Annotated in this window: 15 protein-coding genes; 4 read left to right on the plus strand and 11 right to left on the minus strand. The window is 60.0% G+C overall.

The window, feature by feature from the left end:
• Positions 1 to 54: 54 nt before the first annotated feature.
• The 3 genes from MX571_RS14140 to MX571_RS14150 are packed head-to-tail and all read right to left on the minus strand — an operon-like array spanning position 55 to position 2,893.
• Positions 55 to 933: a DUF7982 domain-containing protein gene (locus tag MX571_RS14140; RefSeq protein WP_247417889.1), complete on the minus strand. Its 879-nt coding sequence runs from the start codon at positions 931 to 933 to the stop codon at positions 55 to 57.
• Complete coding sequence (locus MX571_RS14145) at positions 930 to 1,445, minus strand: DUF8163 family membrane protein (RefSeq protein ID WP_465261045.1); 516 nt, start codon at positions 1,443 to 1,445, stop codon at positions 930 to 932. Before MX571_RS14145 ends, MX571_RS14140 begins: the two co-directional genes overlap by 4 nt.
• Positions 1,442 to 2,893, minus strand: a complete 1,452-nt coding sequence (locus MX571_RS14150) for a DUF58 domain-containing protein (protein ID WP_247417893.1) — start codon at positions 2,891 to 2,893, stop codon at positions 1,442 to 1,444. Before MX571_RS14150 ends, MX571_RS14145 begins: the two co-directional genes overlap by 4 nt.
• Before the next feature lie 642 nt (positions 2,894 to 3,535).
• Between MX571_RS14150 and MX571_RS14155 the strand changes: the two genes are divergently transcribed.
• Positions 3,536 to 4,810, plus strand: a complete 1,275-nt coding sequence (locus tag MX571_RS14155) for a DUF2238 domain-containing protein (RefSeq protein ID WP_247417896.1) — start codon at positions 3,536 to 3,538, stop codon at positions 4,808 to 4,810.
• 69 nt (positions 4,811 to 4,879) lie between these two features.
• Here MX571_RS14155 and MX571_RS14160 read toward each other — a convergent pair whose 3' ends face one another.
• Together MX571_RS14160 and MX571_RS14165 are read right to left on the minus strand one after the other, a co-directional pair.
• Positions 4,880 to 5,068, minus strand: a complete 189-nt coding sequence (locus tag MX571_RS14160) for a YegP family protein (RefSeq protein WP_247417898.1) — start codon at positions 5,066 to 5,068, stop codon at positions 4,880 to 4,882.
• Between the two features lie 605 nt (positions 5,069 to 5,673).
• Positions 5,674 to 6,627 (minus strand): carbohydrate kinase family protein, encoded by a 954-nt coding sequence (locus MX571_RS14165; protein ID WP_247417899.1) that lies wholly within the window; start codon positions 6,625 to 6,627, stop codon positions 5,674 to 5,676.
• Positions 6,628 to 6,890: 263 nt separating this feature from the next.
• Here MX571_RS14165 and MX571_RS14170 point away from each other — a divergent pair, with 263 nt between their 5' ends.
• The gene (locus MX571_RS14170; protein ID WP_247417900.1) at positions 6,891 to 8,975 is read left to right on the plus strand and encodes a DUF4129 domain-containing protein; all 2,085 of its coding nucleotides are present in this window, start codon (positions 6,891 to 6,893) and stop codon (positions 8,973 to 8,975) included.
• A gap of 202 nt (positions 8,976 to 9,177) precedes the next feature.
• Here MX571_RS14170 and MX571_RS22745 read toward each other — a convergent pair whose 3' ends face one another.
• The 5 genes from MX571_RS22745 to MX571_RS14190 form a co-directional block, all read right to left on the minus strand.
• On the minus strand, positions 9,178 to 9,489 hold the full coding sequence (locus MX571_RS22745; protein WP_368409055.1) for an acyl-CoA thioesterase: 312 nt from the start codon (positions 9,487 to 9,489) through the stop codon (positions 9,178 to 9,180).
• Between the two features lie 66 nt (positions 9,490 to 9,555).
• On the minus strand, positions 9,556 to 10,482 hold the full coding sequence (locus tag MX571_RS14175; protein ID WP_247417901.1) for a hypothetical protein: 927 nt from the start codon (positions 10,480 to 10,482) through the stop codon (positions 9,556 to 9,558).
• Positions 10,464 to 11,204: a DUF8168 family protein gene (locus MX571_RS14180; RefSeq protein WP_247417902.1), complete on the minus strand. Its 741-nt coding sequence runs from the start codon at positions 11,202 to 11,204 to the stop codon at positions 10,464 to 10,466. The genes MX571_RS14175 and MX571_RS14180 overlap by 19 nt, the downstream gene beginning before the upstream one ends.
• Positions 11,201 to 12,061, minus strand: coding sequence for a hypothetical protein (locus MX571_RS14185; RefSeq protein ID WP_247417903.1), 861 nt, complete (start codon positions 12,059 to 12,061; stop codon positions 11,201 to 11,203). Before MX571_RS14185 ends, MX571_RS14180 begins: the two co-directional genes overlap by 4 nt.
• 9 nt (positions 12,062 to 12,070) lie before the next feature.
• The gene (locus MX571_RS14190; protein WP_247417904.1) at positions 12,071 to 12,541 is read right to left on the minus strand and encodes a hypothetical protein; all 471 of its coding nucleotides are present in this window, start codon (positions 12,539 to 12,541) and stop codon (positions 12,071 to 12,073) included.
• A gap of 180 nt (positions 12,542 to 12,721) precedes the next feature.
• Here MX571_RS14190 and MX571_RS14195 point away from each other — a divergent pair, with 180 nt between their 5' ends.
• Both MX571_RS14195 and MX571_RS14200 read left to right on the plus strand, forming a co-directional pair.
• On the plus strand, positions 12,722 to 12,952 hold the full coding sequence (locus MX571_RS14195) for a winged helix-turn-helix domain-containing protein (protein WP_247417906.1): 231 nt from the start codon (positions 12,722 to 12,724) through the stop codon (positions 12,950 to 12,952).
• Positions 12,953 to 13,323: 371 nt separating this feature from the next.
• Positions 13,324 to 14,412 (plus strand): DUF1616 domain-containing protein, encoded by a 1,089-nt coding sequence (locus MX571_RS14200; RefSeq protein ID WP_247417908.1) that lies wholly within the window; start codon positions 13,324 to 13,326, stop codon positions 14,410 to 14,412.
• A 27-nt stretch (positions 14,413 to 14,439) separates the two neighbouring features.
• Here the strand turns inward: MX571_RS14200 and MX571_RS14205 are convergent, their stop codons facing one another.
• The gene (locus MX571_RS14205; RefSeq protein ID WP_247417912.1) at positions 14,440 to 15,849 is read right to left on the minus strand and encodes an FAD-dependent oxidoreductase; all 1,410 of its coding nucleotides are present in this window, start codon (positions 15,847 to 15,849) and stop codon (positions 14,440 to 14,442) included.
• Between the last annotated feature and the right edge of the window lie 294 nt (positions 15,850 to 16,143).

Below are 16,143 nucleotides of genomic sequence, written 5' to 3' on the forward strand. Positions count from 1 at the left end.
CGGGGAGACGCAGACCCTCGTCTCACAGACATCGAGTGTGAATCGGGGACCGAGTCAGCTTGAGCTGGCCTCTGCTCCCTCCCACGTGAAGACGAGGCGCGCATCGTACCGGTCGTCATCCGACTTCTGGACAGTGACCGCTATTGGGGTCTCGAGCTGGGTTGTGAGCCCGACAGCGACCAGTGACGTAACTGGATGGTCGAGTGCGGACAGCGGTGTGATTTGTGCCCCGGCACACCCGATAGCGAGGCGGCCCGATTCGACGTCAGGCTCAGCCCTCGCGAGGAGTTCGAACTGTTCGATGGCTGCATCCGTGAGTGCCTGTGCAAGTGGGGCTGGCCCCTCCGGGACGGGCCCCGAATGCGCGCGCTCGAACGACTCGTACAGCGTGTTCCCCGTCGGCTTGAGCGACAGTCCGCGTTCACGAGTGTTGTCCGTCGTGACAAAGGGCGTGCTGAGCGCATCGGCGGCCGGTAGTTCATAGTCGTCATACTGCGGGAGGTACAGTCGGGTGTCATCGCCCGCTCGAAGGTACACGCGCTTCTCGCTCAATCCCAGATCAGCGGCAATAGCGGCCATGTTATCGGAGTGCGTCCGGGAGACCGCTTCACCAATGCTCGCCGGAACGAACGACTCAGGAGTGAGGTAGAGGGTCATCACGGCCGCGAACAGCCCCGTACCACCAATAGCGAGTAGTATCGTTCGAACGCCGGGAAAGAGTGTCCCACCAGCAAGTGCGAGCAGCCCAATTACTCCAAACCCGACTGCAGTTCGGCGATAGCGCTGGCGCTGTGCGTCGTGGTATGCCGCTCGGAGCCGCTCGTTTTCTGACCGAAGGGCTTCAACCTGCGCGAGCATGTCAGCCCGGTCGAGGTCGTCGTGGTCGCTCGCGTCGGTCGTGGCCGGTCGGTCTGCAGTGGCTGACTCACTCATGAGGGCTCCTCTCGCTCGCCGCTGTCAGTGACGAGTCCCAGCATCACTCGCTCATACCGGTGGGCCCCATATCCGAGTACTGCAATCGCTGTCACGGTCGCGAGCGTGGCGAGCCAGGGTGGCCAGTTCATCCACGCCCCATACGCGAGGCCAGCAATCACGCCTGTGACTACCGAGAACACAAGGACGCCGAGAAGTGGACGTCCTGTACTATCGAGTCCTGCGACTGCGATGAGCGCGAGCCCACCTCCGGTAACGAGGAGTGTCAGGGTACTGGAGGGGGCGAACAGGCCAACGAGCAGCACACAAACGGTGAGTGCAACAGGCGTGGCAAGCGTTACGGCGGCGATGATTGCGACTGGCATCGCACCCAGTGCAAGGAAGTCGCCTGACAACGCGAGTCCGCCAGCAACAGCGAAGCCACCCAGCGAGGCAACCATCGTCCCCCATGTGGTACCCGTCCGCCCCACAGTCGATGTGCCGTCTCGCAACTCGCTCGTGATTGGACTCATGCAGTTCGCCCCCGTCGCGACCGTCGACTGTCAAGTACGGCAGCAAGCCGTGCCCCCGGTGCAATCTCGTATGCTTCCACGCGGTCGAGACCAGCTAACGACCGTCTGAACTCCTCGAACTCGAGATACGAATCGTAGGCAGACCCCAGATCGGCGAGTCCCCCCGATTCGAACAACGTTCGGGGGGCGAGGAAGACAGTCACGAGACTGTCTGCCTGACGAGCCAGCTTGACTGTCTCTCGGATCTCACTGCGATTGCTATCGGTCGTGAAGATGACCGTGTGCGTGACGCTCTTCGCCGCCCGTCTGGCCGCCGCAAACAGCGGGTCCTGGCCGATTCGCTCGACATAGCGTTCGCTCGCCTCGAAGTATGGAGCGAGCAGTTGTGCGAACTGGTCTGAGTTAGTTGTGGATGCAGAAAGTGTCGTTGCAGCTCGTCGAGCCGCTGCTGGTGACCGGCGCTCCTGTGAGGAGTCCAGTGCAGTGTCGTCGAGCGCTGTCGGTTCTGTCGGTGTGAGCGTGGTCAGATGCCGACGAATCCGGTTGTAGCCCGACTCCGAGGCCGAGACCGGGAACCGACCGGTAATCCCCGCATCTCCGACTGTGAAACACCCGACCGGGTCATCGACAGTGTCTGCCTTCTCGACGATGGCGAGTGCGACTTCGCGGATGAACTCTTGGGCCGTCTCGCCGGGCTGACCAACGACCGTTGATCCACGGTGATCGACGAGAAGCATGGAATCGCGATCCGTTTCTGCCTGATACTCTCGGACCTGTGTGGTCTGGGTTCGGGCAGTGGCCTTCCAGTCGATTTGCCGGACTGAATCCGTGGGGACGTACTCCCGAATCGACTCGGGTTCTACGCCCCCACCAGATGGGCGGATAGCTTCGTGTTCGCCGTAACCGGATGCAATCTCCTGGCCTCCCTGGCCGATGTGGATATCATCCGGAACGCGTGGCTGAACCTGGATACGACGGCGCTCGCCGCGAGTAATCGACTCCCAGAAGAGGTCACCATCTGTCACCACGATATGAGGGCAATCGAACGTCGCCACTCCGGCGACCGAGAGGCGGACAGTGACTGTCGTCGCTGCGTCTCGGTGTGTGTCTGAGAGCTCGATTCGCTGCTGGCCTTGCGATGGCGTCTCAGCAACAACTGGTGGCTGGAGCGTGATGGAACTGGTGAGTGCTGTTGGCCGCTCAATGGTTGCACTGAGCGTCACTGGCGTCTCCGTGTCTGGTCGTACTGCCGATGGAATCGACTGCCTGACTGTCAGTGCATCGTCGAACGTCGAGAGTGCTGTAACGAACAGTACGGCACGAGCGAGCAGCCACGCCCCTAGGAGGGCTGTCCCTGCGAACAACAGCCACGACCGGAGAATCACGGCGAACGCGGCGAGACCACCGACGAGCCCAATGGTGGCCCAGCCGCGACGCGTGAGATGCATACGCGGTGGTAGAAGAGAAGACGATTCAACGTTCTGGTACTGTCGCCACGTTTGACAGCGATATGTTGATTCTCATATACGAATCGACGAATCGAAACCCCCCGAAACGAGTCCGGGGCTCATCGGCTCGGGACGATAAGTACAAGTATATTTGTGTTATTCCCCAATCCAACATGGGGATTGGAAAAATAAAGTGTTATCTAAAATACAACGAATAATGTATGAATTGGGTTTTATAGCATATTATATGCAAAATTTCCACTATAAATTTCCCAGTGCGTGCTAGTTCGCCCCTTATAATACCAGTTCCCGACTGTTTCTTATAGCTGGTGTTGTACTCGAACAGCAGATTTAACCCATATTACCCATGTTTGATGAATTTATGTCCACGAATAAATAGGCAGGCACCAGCGAACAGTAACACGAGCCAGATAAACGAGTCGGTCAAGTCCTGTTCTCCGGTAGGTTCCCCTATCGCGTCGACCACACGTCTGGCTGATAGCCTCCTGGGTGTACTCCGTGTGGACCCACACCAGCGACGATGAACGGAGGTTGGTCAATAGCTGAACGACGGACCGAAGAAGAACGAAGCGATGGGCGTACGGGCGCCAATATTTCCGTTCGCCAACTGAGAGTCTAGCTATGAGCAGCAGTCGGTTCGGGGGGGCGATCACCACTCCAACGCGCAATGCCGCGCTTGGCTGGTCAATCGTAGCGATGCTCGCCGTCCTCATGATCACGCAAGTAGCTATCGAGTCCTATCGCTGGGGGTTCTTCCTTGGCTTAGCACTCGCGTTGATTGTTCTCCCGGCAGTAGCGCTGCGGGACATCTCCGCCATGCCCCCCTGGGAGCTGCTGGTGTTGGTGGCGATACCAGCGGTCGATGCGATACTCCTCGGCGAGACCGTGCTCTCTCCGGTAACAGTGTATCTGGGAGTCGCAGCGGTTGCGCTGATCGTCGCCGTCGACGTGCGTACGTACACCCAGGTCCAGATGAATCGCTCATTCACCGTCGCGCTCGTCGTCATCGCGACGCTGGCTACCGGTGCGACGTGGAACGTTGCGTTGTGGATTGCAGATGGCGTGCTCGGAACCTCGTACTTGCTTGGCGGGCGAACGCAGGACGCTGCCAACCACGTGATGATGATCGACTTCCTCTACGCGGCGAGTGCGGGGCTGCTCGCGGGCATCCTCTTCACGGTCTACCTCAGGCGTCGGTCGTTCGAAGCGACCTCACACGCAGAGGCCCCCGGCGGAGAAGCGGGAGAACGCCCTGAGCCGACGCCGTCGCTCACCAGAGGCCGATTCAACCTCTCAGAGCGCCGAGTCACCCAGATCACCGTGACGATGCAGGTCATCCTTGGCGTGCTTCTTCTCTATGGGTTGGTGGTTCGCGACGTTCCGACGATCACCAACGCCAGTATCGCACTGTTGGTCACCTTCCTCCCCGCCGCCCTCGAGCACAACTACCGACTGCCAATGGAACCGGAGCTCGTTATCTGGCTGACGACGGCGGCGTTCCTGCATACCCTTGGGTCTGCTGGGCTCTACGATCTTATCGGGCAGTGGGACAGCCTCACTCATTCCCTATCAGCATCGATCGTTGCGGCGACGGGCTACACGCTTGTCCGCACGATAGACCTGCACTCCGCTGACGTGTACTTGCCGTCGAGAACGATGTTTGCGTTCATCCTGTTGTTCATCCTCGCCGTTGGCGTCGTGTGGGAACTCGTCGAATTCGCGCTCGACCTCGCTGCCGATCGATACGGCTTCGACGCTGCTCTCGCCCAGCACGGCGTGAGCGACACCGTTACCGACCTCCTGTTCAATCTCGCGGGGGCCATCATTGCTGCGACGCTTGGAGCGACGTATCTGACGAACGTCTCTCACCAGATCGCCGAACGGTTTGGAAACTGACGCAAAGGGAGCTACTAGCGAATCTGCGCAATAGAGGCCTTCCTGATACTCCCCCGATTGAAATAGCCCCTACTCAGCGTCAACGACCTGAGCGTTCGGAGCACGCTGTTTTACGGTCTGGATTCCGCGTTTCGCCTCCTGTTTCGAGGGGTATCCCTCGCTACTATCTGCGATGGTACCTCCATCAGAGACAATCAGCTCCCATCCCCATTCTCCAGACTCATCTTGGAAGAGTTCGAACCGTGCTGGCGTTGGCATATGAACTCCCCACACGGGATTCGTATGTGCGTTTGGGCCGGTACAGGTGGCAACAGCGGCCAACTATCCTGGGCAGCAGGAGCTAGCTGATAATCAAGTCAAACCCTGCTCTCGGTGGCTAAATGTCCGATAGTAGTGAATTCAAATATACAAGAGGGGAATAGCTTCAAAGGTACACAATCCGTGACTCTATCTCCGCTAATAAATGTTGTTTAGTGTGTATAATGGCGAGTCTCACCTTGTTCTTCGCATTTAGGTTTCATTAAGAAACATTGATTTTGAGAAAGTCAGCAGCGATTTCAACAGTATTGGCAATGAGATTGGAGTCCGTCTGGAGCGGCTGCTTGAGTCATCCGAGAGTGGTCTCTGTCCAGCGAGGATGGTGGGTAGCTCATCGATTGCCTTGCCAACTGCGCGGGTTCGTAGTGGCCAGCCAGCTCGGTGATTAGCTTCGAAGCCACTCCCCGAGCCGTTTTACCTGTTCTGTCTGTGGAATTGACCGTCGCTGGCTCGACATAGACTCACAATCTCCCGATCGGCAACGACGCCGACGTGCTGGTTTCAATTGGTTTCCTCGCCGCAAGGCGTTGGTCGTCCTCGTGATCTCAGTGGTTCTCCCGGAACGCCTGGACCGTCTTGCGGTTGGGGAGAGCAGTCATCGCCCCCTCGGCAGTTGTCGTCACCGCTGCGACGGCATTGGCGAACGCGAGTGCCTCATTGAGCGCTTCCTCGTCAGCGAGTGCTGCAAGCGCGCCGGCCGTGAACGCGTCCCCCGCGCCAGTCGTGTCAACCGGATCGACCGAATAGCCGGGGTGGTCGACCGTCGTCGGTCCCCACGGTGCGACGTCAGTTGCAGAGGCGAATGCGCCCGCATCTCCTCGGGTCAACAGAAGGGTATGCGGGCTGGCGTCGTGGATTGCAGCGGCGAGTGTCTCAGTGTCAGTGTTCGTGTCGAACCCGGCAGCAGCGAGATCATCAGGGGTCGCTTTCACCACGTCTACCCGAGCGAGCGTGTCGTCTACCACCTCGGGAAAGTCCTCATCCCACAGTTCGGGGCGAGCGTTGGGGTCGAACACGACCGTCGCGCCGTGCTCGCGAGCCCGCTCGGCGAGGTCGAGCGTCGCCGTCCGCGCGGGCTCAGAGGCGAGCGAGACGCCGCCGATGGCGACCCACTCGAGCGACGCAAGCACGTCGTCGGGAACGGTCCCCGGTTCGAGTCGCGTGTCGGCGGTCCGGTCGCGATAGAACGTGAACGCACGGTCGGCACTCGCGTCGTGTTCGACGAACGCAAGCGTGGTTTTTGCCTCGGGGTCGCGCTCGACGAATCGGTCGGGAACGCCCCGGTCGTCTAGCGTCGCGGCTAATGCGTCGCCGAAGGGATCCGCCCCAACCCGTGTCCAGAACCAGGGCGTATGACCGAGTGTCGCCAGCCCGACGGCGAGGTTCGCTGGTGCGCCGCCCGGTCGCCGCTGGAACCGCTCGACGCTCGCGAGTGGGCCGGCGCGTTCCGGGAGGAAATCGACGAGCGTCTCGCCGGCGACGAGGATACCCGGATTCATACCAGGCCTGTGCCTGCTACAGGCAAGAAACCGCCGATAAGGCTGCCTCGCTCGGTGGGCGGCTTGGGCCGATGCTGGTCCGATGTCTTCGTATCTGTTCTGTAGAGCCTCTCGTTCGAGCGGGGGGAGTGTTCGCCGGGTGAGGGCGACTCGACTTCAGCGAGGTCAAGGCGGCGACCGCAATCTCGGTGGTGGGTAGCTGTCTGTCGAGCGACGAGCGAGCAATAACGTTCATTGCAGTCGACCACGGAACTCGGACAATCGTGTTCCGGTCGGTTGTCCTCGTTTGTGTCGTCCTCTCTCTGGTAACTGGCCCGGTTGGGGCCGCTGCAACGGCTGGTGGTGGCGCGCCTGACATCTCGGCATCGCAGGCTGGCCCTGAGACGAACGGGACGAACACCACGTCCTCGAATGACTCGGTTGCGCATCGAGACCCCGATACCGTTGGTCAAGAGGGCGACCTTGAGGGGCTCAGATCGTGGTTGATTGGGCAACTCGCAGGCCGACTTGGTGAGGGTGCGATACAACTCAGTCAGGGAGAGTACGACGCTGCCCGGAAGCTGGTGGGCGACCAGTATAGCGACCGACTGGACCAGCTCGTCGACGTCGCTGGTGAGACAGAGACGACCCGAACCTACCGGCGGACCCAGGAGAACCAGCGGGAAATGGCGAACGCGACGAACGATTATCGTGAGACGTACGACGACTACCGAGACGCCCGCGAGAACGGCAACAACGAGCGCGCACGGGAGTTAGCTCGAGAACTCGAAGGAGACGCTCAACGGGTGCGTGAGAACGCTCGAGACACGCGTGATGGATTCGGTGGGCTGGGCAACCAGACGGGGCAGAACTTCACTGATGCCCGGACGGCTGTCACTGAGGTCGAGCAGAACATCACCGACACGCAGGAGCAGGTGCGGCGGTCGACGTTCGAAGCGACGAATCTCTCAGTGAGTGCAGATGGAGAAGCGGTGTCGTTCATTGACCCACTCGCCCTCTCGGGGGAGTTGACGACCGAGAACGGGTCGGTGATTGCTGAGGAGGACATTCGACTGCAGGTCGGCAATCGGACCTACAGGACGGAGACTGACGAGGAAGGAGCGTTCACTGTGGACTATCGACCGACCGAGCTTCCGCTGAATATCTCGGCGCTACCGGTCGAATACCAGCCCGCTGGGTCGTCGCCGTATCTCAACTCCTCGACGACCGTCCCAGTCGATGTCGAACAGGTGACGCCAACGGTCTCGGTCAACGCATCACCGCAGCGTATCGCATTCAACGAGCGGCTGAGTGTGAGCGGGGCGGTGCGTGCAGACGACGTGGGGGCACCCGTTCCGATTGCGGTGTACCTGGGTGGAACACGCGTCGCGACTGTGCGTAGCGATGGGAACGGAAGCTACCAAACGACGCTGCGGGTCCCGGCACGTATCGACAATGGAACGCGAAACGTAACCGCTCGTATCGCCCAGACCGACAGAGCGCTTGCGAGTACGAACGCGAGTACCACGGTCGATGTTAGAGAGACCGCGACAGGGTTGACCGCCAACGCGTCGTCTATTGATGACGGACCGATCCGTGTTTCAGGGACGCTCCAGACTGAAGCAGGGACAGCAGTCGCCAATCAGCCGATCACTGTGTCGATAGGCGGCCAGACCCTCGACACTGTACAGACGAAGGGTGAGGGACGGTATACTGCCCGCATCGACCCAGCAGAGCTCGGTGACGCCAATGGGTCGATGACGATCAATGTCGCCTATAGGGGTGAGGGGACGAACCTCGAAGCTTCGCGTGCGAACGCGACAACCGTGCTTGCTGGGGTGAATAGCGGTGGCGGTGAGCCTGCTGATGAATGGAGCCTCTTCGGTACGGACATGCGTATTGCACTCCTAATTGGCCTCTTGGTCCTCGGCCTGCTGGCCGCACTCGGCATCCGGTACTGGTCCGGTAGGGAGGGGTCCGAACCTGACGATTCACCCCCTGCAGTCGGCGACGCTCCGACATCTGCAGTACAACGGGTCGAACCAACCAGCAGTGTGAGCCTCTCGACACGGCTGGAGAGTGCTCGTGAGCAGCTTGCAGCCGGTGATATCGATGCTAGTGTAGTGACGCTATATACCGCAATGCGAGCGCAGTTTGGCCAGCAGGGCGTTCGCCGTGGGCTTACTCACTGGGAGTTCTACAACGCCTCGGCTGACGACCTCGAAAGCGAGGAGCGATCGTTTCTCGAACGGCTCACGAGTGCGTACGAACAGGCCGTGTTCTCACCACTCGGTGTCTCCGAAGAGACTGCAGAAGACCTACTGGAGCGGACGTCACAATCCTCTGATTCCTCGACTAGCGCAGACTGATGGTTGCATGGGATAGGCAAGTCTGATCGTGTACAATCTTGCTGAGGCACAATCGCTACTGGAGTCTCTACAGCAGACAGATCTTCTCGTTGGGAGTCGGTGGATGACTCTGAGGGGGGGGACTCCGGCGTCCGTCAGAGAGCCGTGAATATAGTGTTCAGATAGCACAACCACCCAGGACAGCAGGTCTGACCGTTGGTGTTCACACCGGGTCAGGTGGCGCATCCTGATAGTTCACAACCGCGTCTCGGAAGTCATCGGGCACACGGGTTGGCTCGCCAGATGCTGCATCGACGGCGACATGGGTCACACTTCCCTCAGCGACGATATCGCCGCTGTCCTGCGTTCGGCAGGCGTACTCAAACTCCATGCTCGAGGTTTGAATCGCGCTGATTCGCATCCCGTTTATGAGCTGGTCATCGAATGCAGCCGAATCCCGATAATTGAGGTCAACGTGGACGACGTGGATATCCCAGCCCTCACTCGCGAGTGTGTGATAATAATTTTTGGTAATATGATTTCTTTATCCAGTCTGCACAGCGAATATTTGCCGCACGGTTCATGTTACTCACGAGCGCTATCAGTCCTTCTTCTCCGATTCTTGAGACCGTTCGCCAAGAGGTTTCATCCGGAGTTCACCGAAGCCGTATCTGGAGTGCGAGCCGATCCGCGTGAGGCCGTTCTTCGCGGTCTCCACTGGGCTGTCCCCGAGGTAGTTCACGACTTGCCCGTGGTCGACCGTCTGAAGGCGGAAAACCTCGCGCTGTTCGAGAATCTTCTCCTCACGGAACCGCAGGTCGCCGCGGTTCTCCGCCCACCACCATGGTACGGGGCGGTCGTTCGCCTCCGGGTACTCCGACTCCAAGACGAACGGCGTCACGAGTTCAATGAGGTACGTCTCCGCGCCTTCGAGCCGGGAGTAGTCCAGTTCGTCAAGGTTCACCACTTGCGTATCTTTCAGTTGGACCTCGCCGTAGCCGTAGTTGCGCTTGCCGCCGAACTGAATGCCCTCCAGCACCTCCTTGTCGAGCGGAAGAACCGCCGGGTCATCGGCGTGCAGGTATGCGTGGACGTACCACTTCGTCGTTTGGCGGTTCTTGCGTTGTTCGGGCCGCCGCCCCATGATTGTCTCGTGAGCCAGCACGGGATGGCCACCGTGGACGCGGAGGTCGTGTGTGTTCAGCGCGTCCCGAGCACGGGTATCAAGCATCCACGAGTGCGACGCCTGCCGCTGGAGGAAGAGGTCGTCGTAGGCTTCGACCTCAGGGAGACCACTTCCGAGGTACGGACGAATTCCTGACTGGGAGTGTTCTTCGGGGAACGTCCCGAACTGGCCGGGGACGAACACTCCGTGGCTCGCCGAAATTGCAGCGTGCGTCTCGGGGGCGAGATGCTGGCCAAGGGCGTGCAGGATGGCGTTCCCGCTCACGTAGTAGGGGTGACCGATGTAATCCATCCTCAACCCCCAGAGGACCTGCTGAACCTCCGTCACCGGTCGGGCCTCCATGCGGCGTAGTCCTCGATGTACTGGAGTGCGGTACTCCACGACCACATCCGCCGTAGGTTCGCATCGAGTGTCATGTCGTACTTGTTGTGGTCGGCATCAAGAGGGTGCGCCGTGAGGCGGTTCCACGCCGACGACCACGACTGCCACGGGCGACTTCCGAGTCGGGCCGACGGTCGCCCGTCGTCATCCGCGTCAATGCGAAGTGCGAACCGTTCCCCGTCGTAGACGGTGCGGAACGGGACGACCTCGCCCGCTGAGTCCACGATGAGTCGGAGGTTAGCGAACTCATGGTGGGCACGGTAGTTGTCCAGCAGGGCTGCCACTAGAAGTGTGTGGAACTTCAGGCTCGTGTACGGGTGATAGACCGTCTCGTTGAACGCGGCGGCCACGTCGGACGCCAGCCACCGCTCGTGGGCGGCCAGTGCGTCCTCGGTGGCGATGAGTTCAGACACCTCATTCTCGACGGTCGCTCGTGTGAACGTCTGTGGGTTGTAGAGCGTCTTCCCAGTGAACAGAGACAGCCGGTAGTGGTCGGCGTGCGTCGGGACGGTCTGCTTCTGCACGTCCAGCGGACGTGAGAGCGCCGCCGCATCGCCGTCCGCACCCTCAGAAACCGACTGGTTCACCCGAACGCCTGCATACATGTCACTGGCGTCGTCGTGGCTCTCGCCCGTGAACTTGTGGGCGTCGTGGCGGTACGCGGTCAGCAGCGGGTCGCTCATGACACGTGCTCCACGCGCTCAGTGAGCGCCGACTGCAATTCAGGAAGGCACTCGTCGGCCCACTCATCGTCCTTCGCGTCCATCCTCTTCGTGTTTCCCTTGCCCCGGTCGAACACCCGCCGAAGTTCTGACTTTTCGTAGAGCGGGTTCATGAGTTCGCAGTCCACAATCCCTCCGCCGAAGTTCCGAGCGCCACCCAGCTGGTGCATAAAGTCGGTCTGGTGGGCATCGAGGTAATCGATGCCCGCAGCGAGCAGAGCGATGAACTCGGGTTTGGCTTCTCGGAACGAGAGATGCCACGCACCGTCGAGATTCGCGACAGCGTCTACCTCGGTGTTCCGAAGCGGTTCGCGGTTGTCTTCGCGATTGCGAGAGACGATGTTCCGGTTCAGGCGACGGTAGTGGCCTTCTGCCTGTCCACGCGTATAGTCCACGCTGGAGCGAATGGGCGAGAACCTGATGGGCCGCCGCATTACCTTGCCAGGACGATTGCCGAAACCGCCGAAGAGGTCGTGAATCACGCATCCGTCGCCGCCTTCGTCTTCAAGGCAGTCACCCTTCGGGTGATAGCCGGCGTCAAGGTCGCGGTTGTAGACACCGTCTTTGCGAAAATTGGCGTTGGCCTCACCGGGATGACAGACGGTGCCATCGCGTTCGTGGACGGCCTTTTCCATCCCATGACGGAGCCAGCCCGAGGGACTGAACGCTGGGATGATGCCTCCGATCTGGTTCTGGGGGTCGGTGTCCTCGTAGTTCCCATTGCTGGCGTGATGGCGGTCAGTCATGATACTGTCGTCAATGATGAGGAGGTCCGACTGAACACGGACAAACACATCACGGAAATCAGATGTCTTCATCTTCGTAGGTTAGCAGCCAGCCATTCGGTTGATTTTCTCCAGGGAGACACCGATTGCTCGGGCGAGTTCGCAGGAGGTGGTTGAAACCGCCCCCTCCCACCACGCTGCGTTATCAATGACGTAGAACGGTTTGTCGAACCCGATGTCCTCCGGTATCATCGGCTTGGAGGTGTTACACTTGTCGCTCATGCTTCGTGACAAGCGGCGTTCACCCCAGTTTCGTAGGTCGGAAGGTAGTAACTTGCACCAACGCCGTGTCCGTGCCCCCGGGAGTGCCTCACGGATGTCGTCCCAGTCCTGCACGTGGGCGAATCCGATGAGTTCCTTTGCGACCGGGACCTCACGCCCGAGGTGAGAGCGATATTCGGTTTCGACCTCGTAGACGAGTGCGGCTAGGCTGGTGTCGGCGAGTTCAATGTTCTGCTGCGATTCGACGATCGTGTCGGGGGTTTGAAGTCCGGTGGAATATGATTCGGACATGGGTCTTCTGTTCCCAGAAACCCGACCCGAGTGCTGGAATCACTCGGGCATTTCCTGCGATAGTAACGCCCCAACGGGACCGGGCTTCCTTACCTTCTGCTATACAGCATAACGTTATAAGGTTTCGCCTTATGCTATAGGGCAGAAGGTTGAAAAGGAAAGGACCTGTCTGTGATAGTGATGGGTGAAGATCGGGAAAGAAACGAAGGCGGGCAGTTCGAACCTGAGCACACCGACGAAGACGTGCTGGAAGCGGTTCGTGAACATGCGCCCGCTGGGACTCAAGAAGTCGCTGGTGAGCTTGGGATTGCACGGCAAAGTGCTGACTACCGACTCCGGCGTCTTCTCGAAGAGGGCCGAGTCTCGAAGAAGAAGGTCGGGAACTCTCTCGTTTGGTCTGCTGACGAATGACGATGGAACCGCGACCACAACCGGGTATCAACGACACCGTTGGAGTTCTGCGTTCGCCATTGAACCGGCTACAGTCACGACCACGCGATGGTGAGGGGTGGGGTCGTGAGACAGATAGAGTATTGATTTGATAACGGGTAGGCAGAGGTCGTTTATTCACCCCGACTCCGAGAGCGGACCGGACCACACTCCAACCGTCGAGGGCAGCTACATGGATATCTACCGGGGACCGAGAAGATATGCACGCCAGATATCTGCCGCCAATGCCCGCGAACGAAGCACTCACGAGCGCCAAATTATGACATATCAACGACTAATGTGGCTCTTAGAAGTCAACTGATTTATCCCAATTGAGGGTCTCCACCGAATCAATGGATGCCCGATTGCTGCTCCCCCGTCCGGTTCGTCGGCTTCCCGCCGACCTCGCAGCAATCATCGTGCTGACGCTGGTGACCGACCTCTTCGTTCTCGCGCCGGTCCTCAACGAGACCCCGGTTCGCATTGGGCTCGGGCTGGTGTTCGTGTTGTTCGCCCCAGGCTATGCCTTCATCGCCGCGTTGTTTCCGGAAGCAGGCGAGGGCCCAACACACACTGGAAACGCTGAATGGAACGATGGTGCTGTCGATGAGGTCAGTGAGGGAATCGACGGCATCGAACGGCTCGCGCTCTCGCTGGGGACGAGCATCGCAATCGTTCCGCTCATCGGATTGGTACTGAACTTCACCCCCTTCGGGATTCGGCTGGTGTCCATCGTGGTGAGTTTGAGTGCGTTCACGCTCGGCGTGAGTGTCGTCGGGGCGATGCGGCGGTGGGCCCTCCCTGCCGATGAACGCCTCGTCATCCCGTATCGTGAGTGGATCGCGGGGACGCGCTCGGAGTTGTTCGAACCCGATTCGCGTGGTGATGCGCTCCTAAACGTTGTCCTGGTGCTCAGTCTCCTCCTTGCTGTATCGAGTGTTGGCTATGCGGTACTGGTACCAACACAAGGCGAGCAGTTCACTGAGCTGTATCTGCTCACCGAGAACGAAAGCGGGGACCTCGTTGCTGATGACTATCCCACGAACCTCACTCAGGGCCAGAGTGCGTCGCTGTACGCCGGAATCGGGAATCACGAAGGCGAGACGGTAGATTACACACTGGTGGTCGAACTCCAGCGCGTGAATGTGACCTATCTCGAGAACGGGACAGCGGTCCAGCCGTCCTCGAATCAGACGAACGTGACGAACGTCTCTGTTGACGTTCGGGAGCAAGCAGAACTACGGCGATTCACCCCTAGCGTCGGGTCGAATGAGACGTGGCAACGGAACCACACGTTCACCCCACCGTTTGCTGGTGAGCGACTGCGACTCGTCTATCTACTGTACAAGGAAGACGTCCCAGAAAACCCGACAACGGAGAACGCCTATCGAGAAGTGCATCTCTGGGCCAACGTCTCCGGCGACCAATCAGGTTCCAACTAGAAGCTCTGGTTCGTTACCAAACTAGACTCACCTTCGGCGCTCGACGACCTTTGCAGCGGTTAACACCGGGTCCCAGGTCGTGTTGAATGGTGGTGCATACGCCAAATCGTAGTTCGCGAAATCCTCGACGCTGACGCCCTCGGTCACCGCGCCAACGAGGGCGTGGCTGCGGTGGACCGCCCCCTCGCCGTACTCTGAGACCAGACTCCCACCAAGGACGCGCCCCGAAGGACGGTCAATGGTGAGTGTCACCCGGACGGTGCCACCTTCAGGGTAGTATCCAGCCCGAGAGTTCGCGTCGATGGTCTCCGTTAGCGGGTCGAAGCCCGCGGCCTGTGCCGTTTCGTGGTTGAGGATACCCGTTCGGGCGGCTTCGACGTCGAACGCTTTCACGGCGGCCGTGCCTGCGACACCGCCCCCTTCAGTTCGCTCACCAGTGACTGTCTGCCCGATAGCACGGCCATGGCGATTGGCAGTCAGGGCCAGTGGGATGTAAACTGGCTCACCGGTGACGACGTGTTGGGTCTCCGCACAGTCGCCCGCGGCGTAGACGCTCGGCAGGTTCGTCTCCCGATAGCTGTCCGTCGCGATGGCACCGGTCGGTCCTAGTTCGACACCGGCGTCCTCGGCGAGGGCCGTTCGCGGCCTGACGCCGGTTCCGACGAGCACCATCTCGACCGGAACGTGGTCTTCGTTCGTCACCACTGCCTCGACGGCGTTGTCACCGTCGAACGAGGTCACTTCTGCATTCAGGTAGACTGCGACGTCCTGTTCGTCGAGGTGGTCAAGGACGGCCTCGCTGGTTGCCTCACTGAACGACGTCAGGATGCGGTCGCCGCGCTGGAACAGGTGGACTTCGAAGTCGTTGGCAGCGAGGGCTTCGGCCATCTCGACGCCGATATAGCCGCCACCTACAATACCCACAGGACCACTGCACGTCTCGAGAAACTGGCAAGCCGGCCCGCGGTCAGGTTGTTGGAGGTCCTGGTCCTCACGTGACCGGGCGACGTACTCCCGGAGGTCCTTCCCATCAGACATGGATCCGAGTGTGTAGACGCCCTCCTTGTCGAATCCGCCGATTGGTGGAGTGACGGTGGCAGCGCCCGTCGCGATCAGCAGGTGGTCGTATGGCTGGACGACCTCGCCCGCCTCGTGCTGGGCTATGACGGTCTGTTGGTCTGGGTCGATATCGACCACTTCGTGGCCAGTTCGGAGGTCAATTTCTCGCTCTTCACGGAACTGCTCGGGCGTCACCGAGACGAGGTCTTCGAGTGACTGAATCTCCCCTTTGATATAGTACGGTAGTCCACACGCGCCGTATGAGACCCACTCCCCCTGCTCGAAGACGACGACGTCGAGGTCGGGGTTTTCACGTTTCGCTTTGCTCGCTGCAGACATGCCAGCGGCATCACCACCGACGACGACAAAGGTGCTCATACTGCCGTATCGTCACCAGTCTGAATAAGGTCGGTTCGTGTGTGCGGTGGCGGGTAAGACCGTGCGCCCTCTCGGCAGGTGGTCGATTTGGAGGCTACAGTGGTGATTTCGGCGAGCGAGTGGGTTCGCTGAGGTGTTCAGTCGAATTGGCTGGGAAGAATGGACACTTCGGGTTAGAGGGGGGAAGTGTTGGCTCGACCGCTGAAAACACCGGCCCTCTTGAGACGACGTTTGTATCACGGTTCCAACCCACTGCTCCCGCTGCGTCGAGTGTGAGGAGGTGACTGTGGTACA

It is taken from the genome of Halomarina salina (assembly GCF_023074835.1).
GTDB classification, from domain to species: domain Archaea; phylum Halobacteriota; class Halobacteria; order Halobacteriales; family Haloarculaceae; genus Halomarina; species Halomarina salina.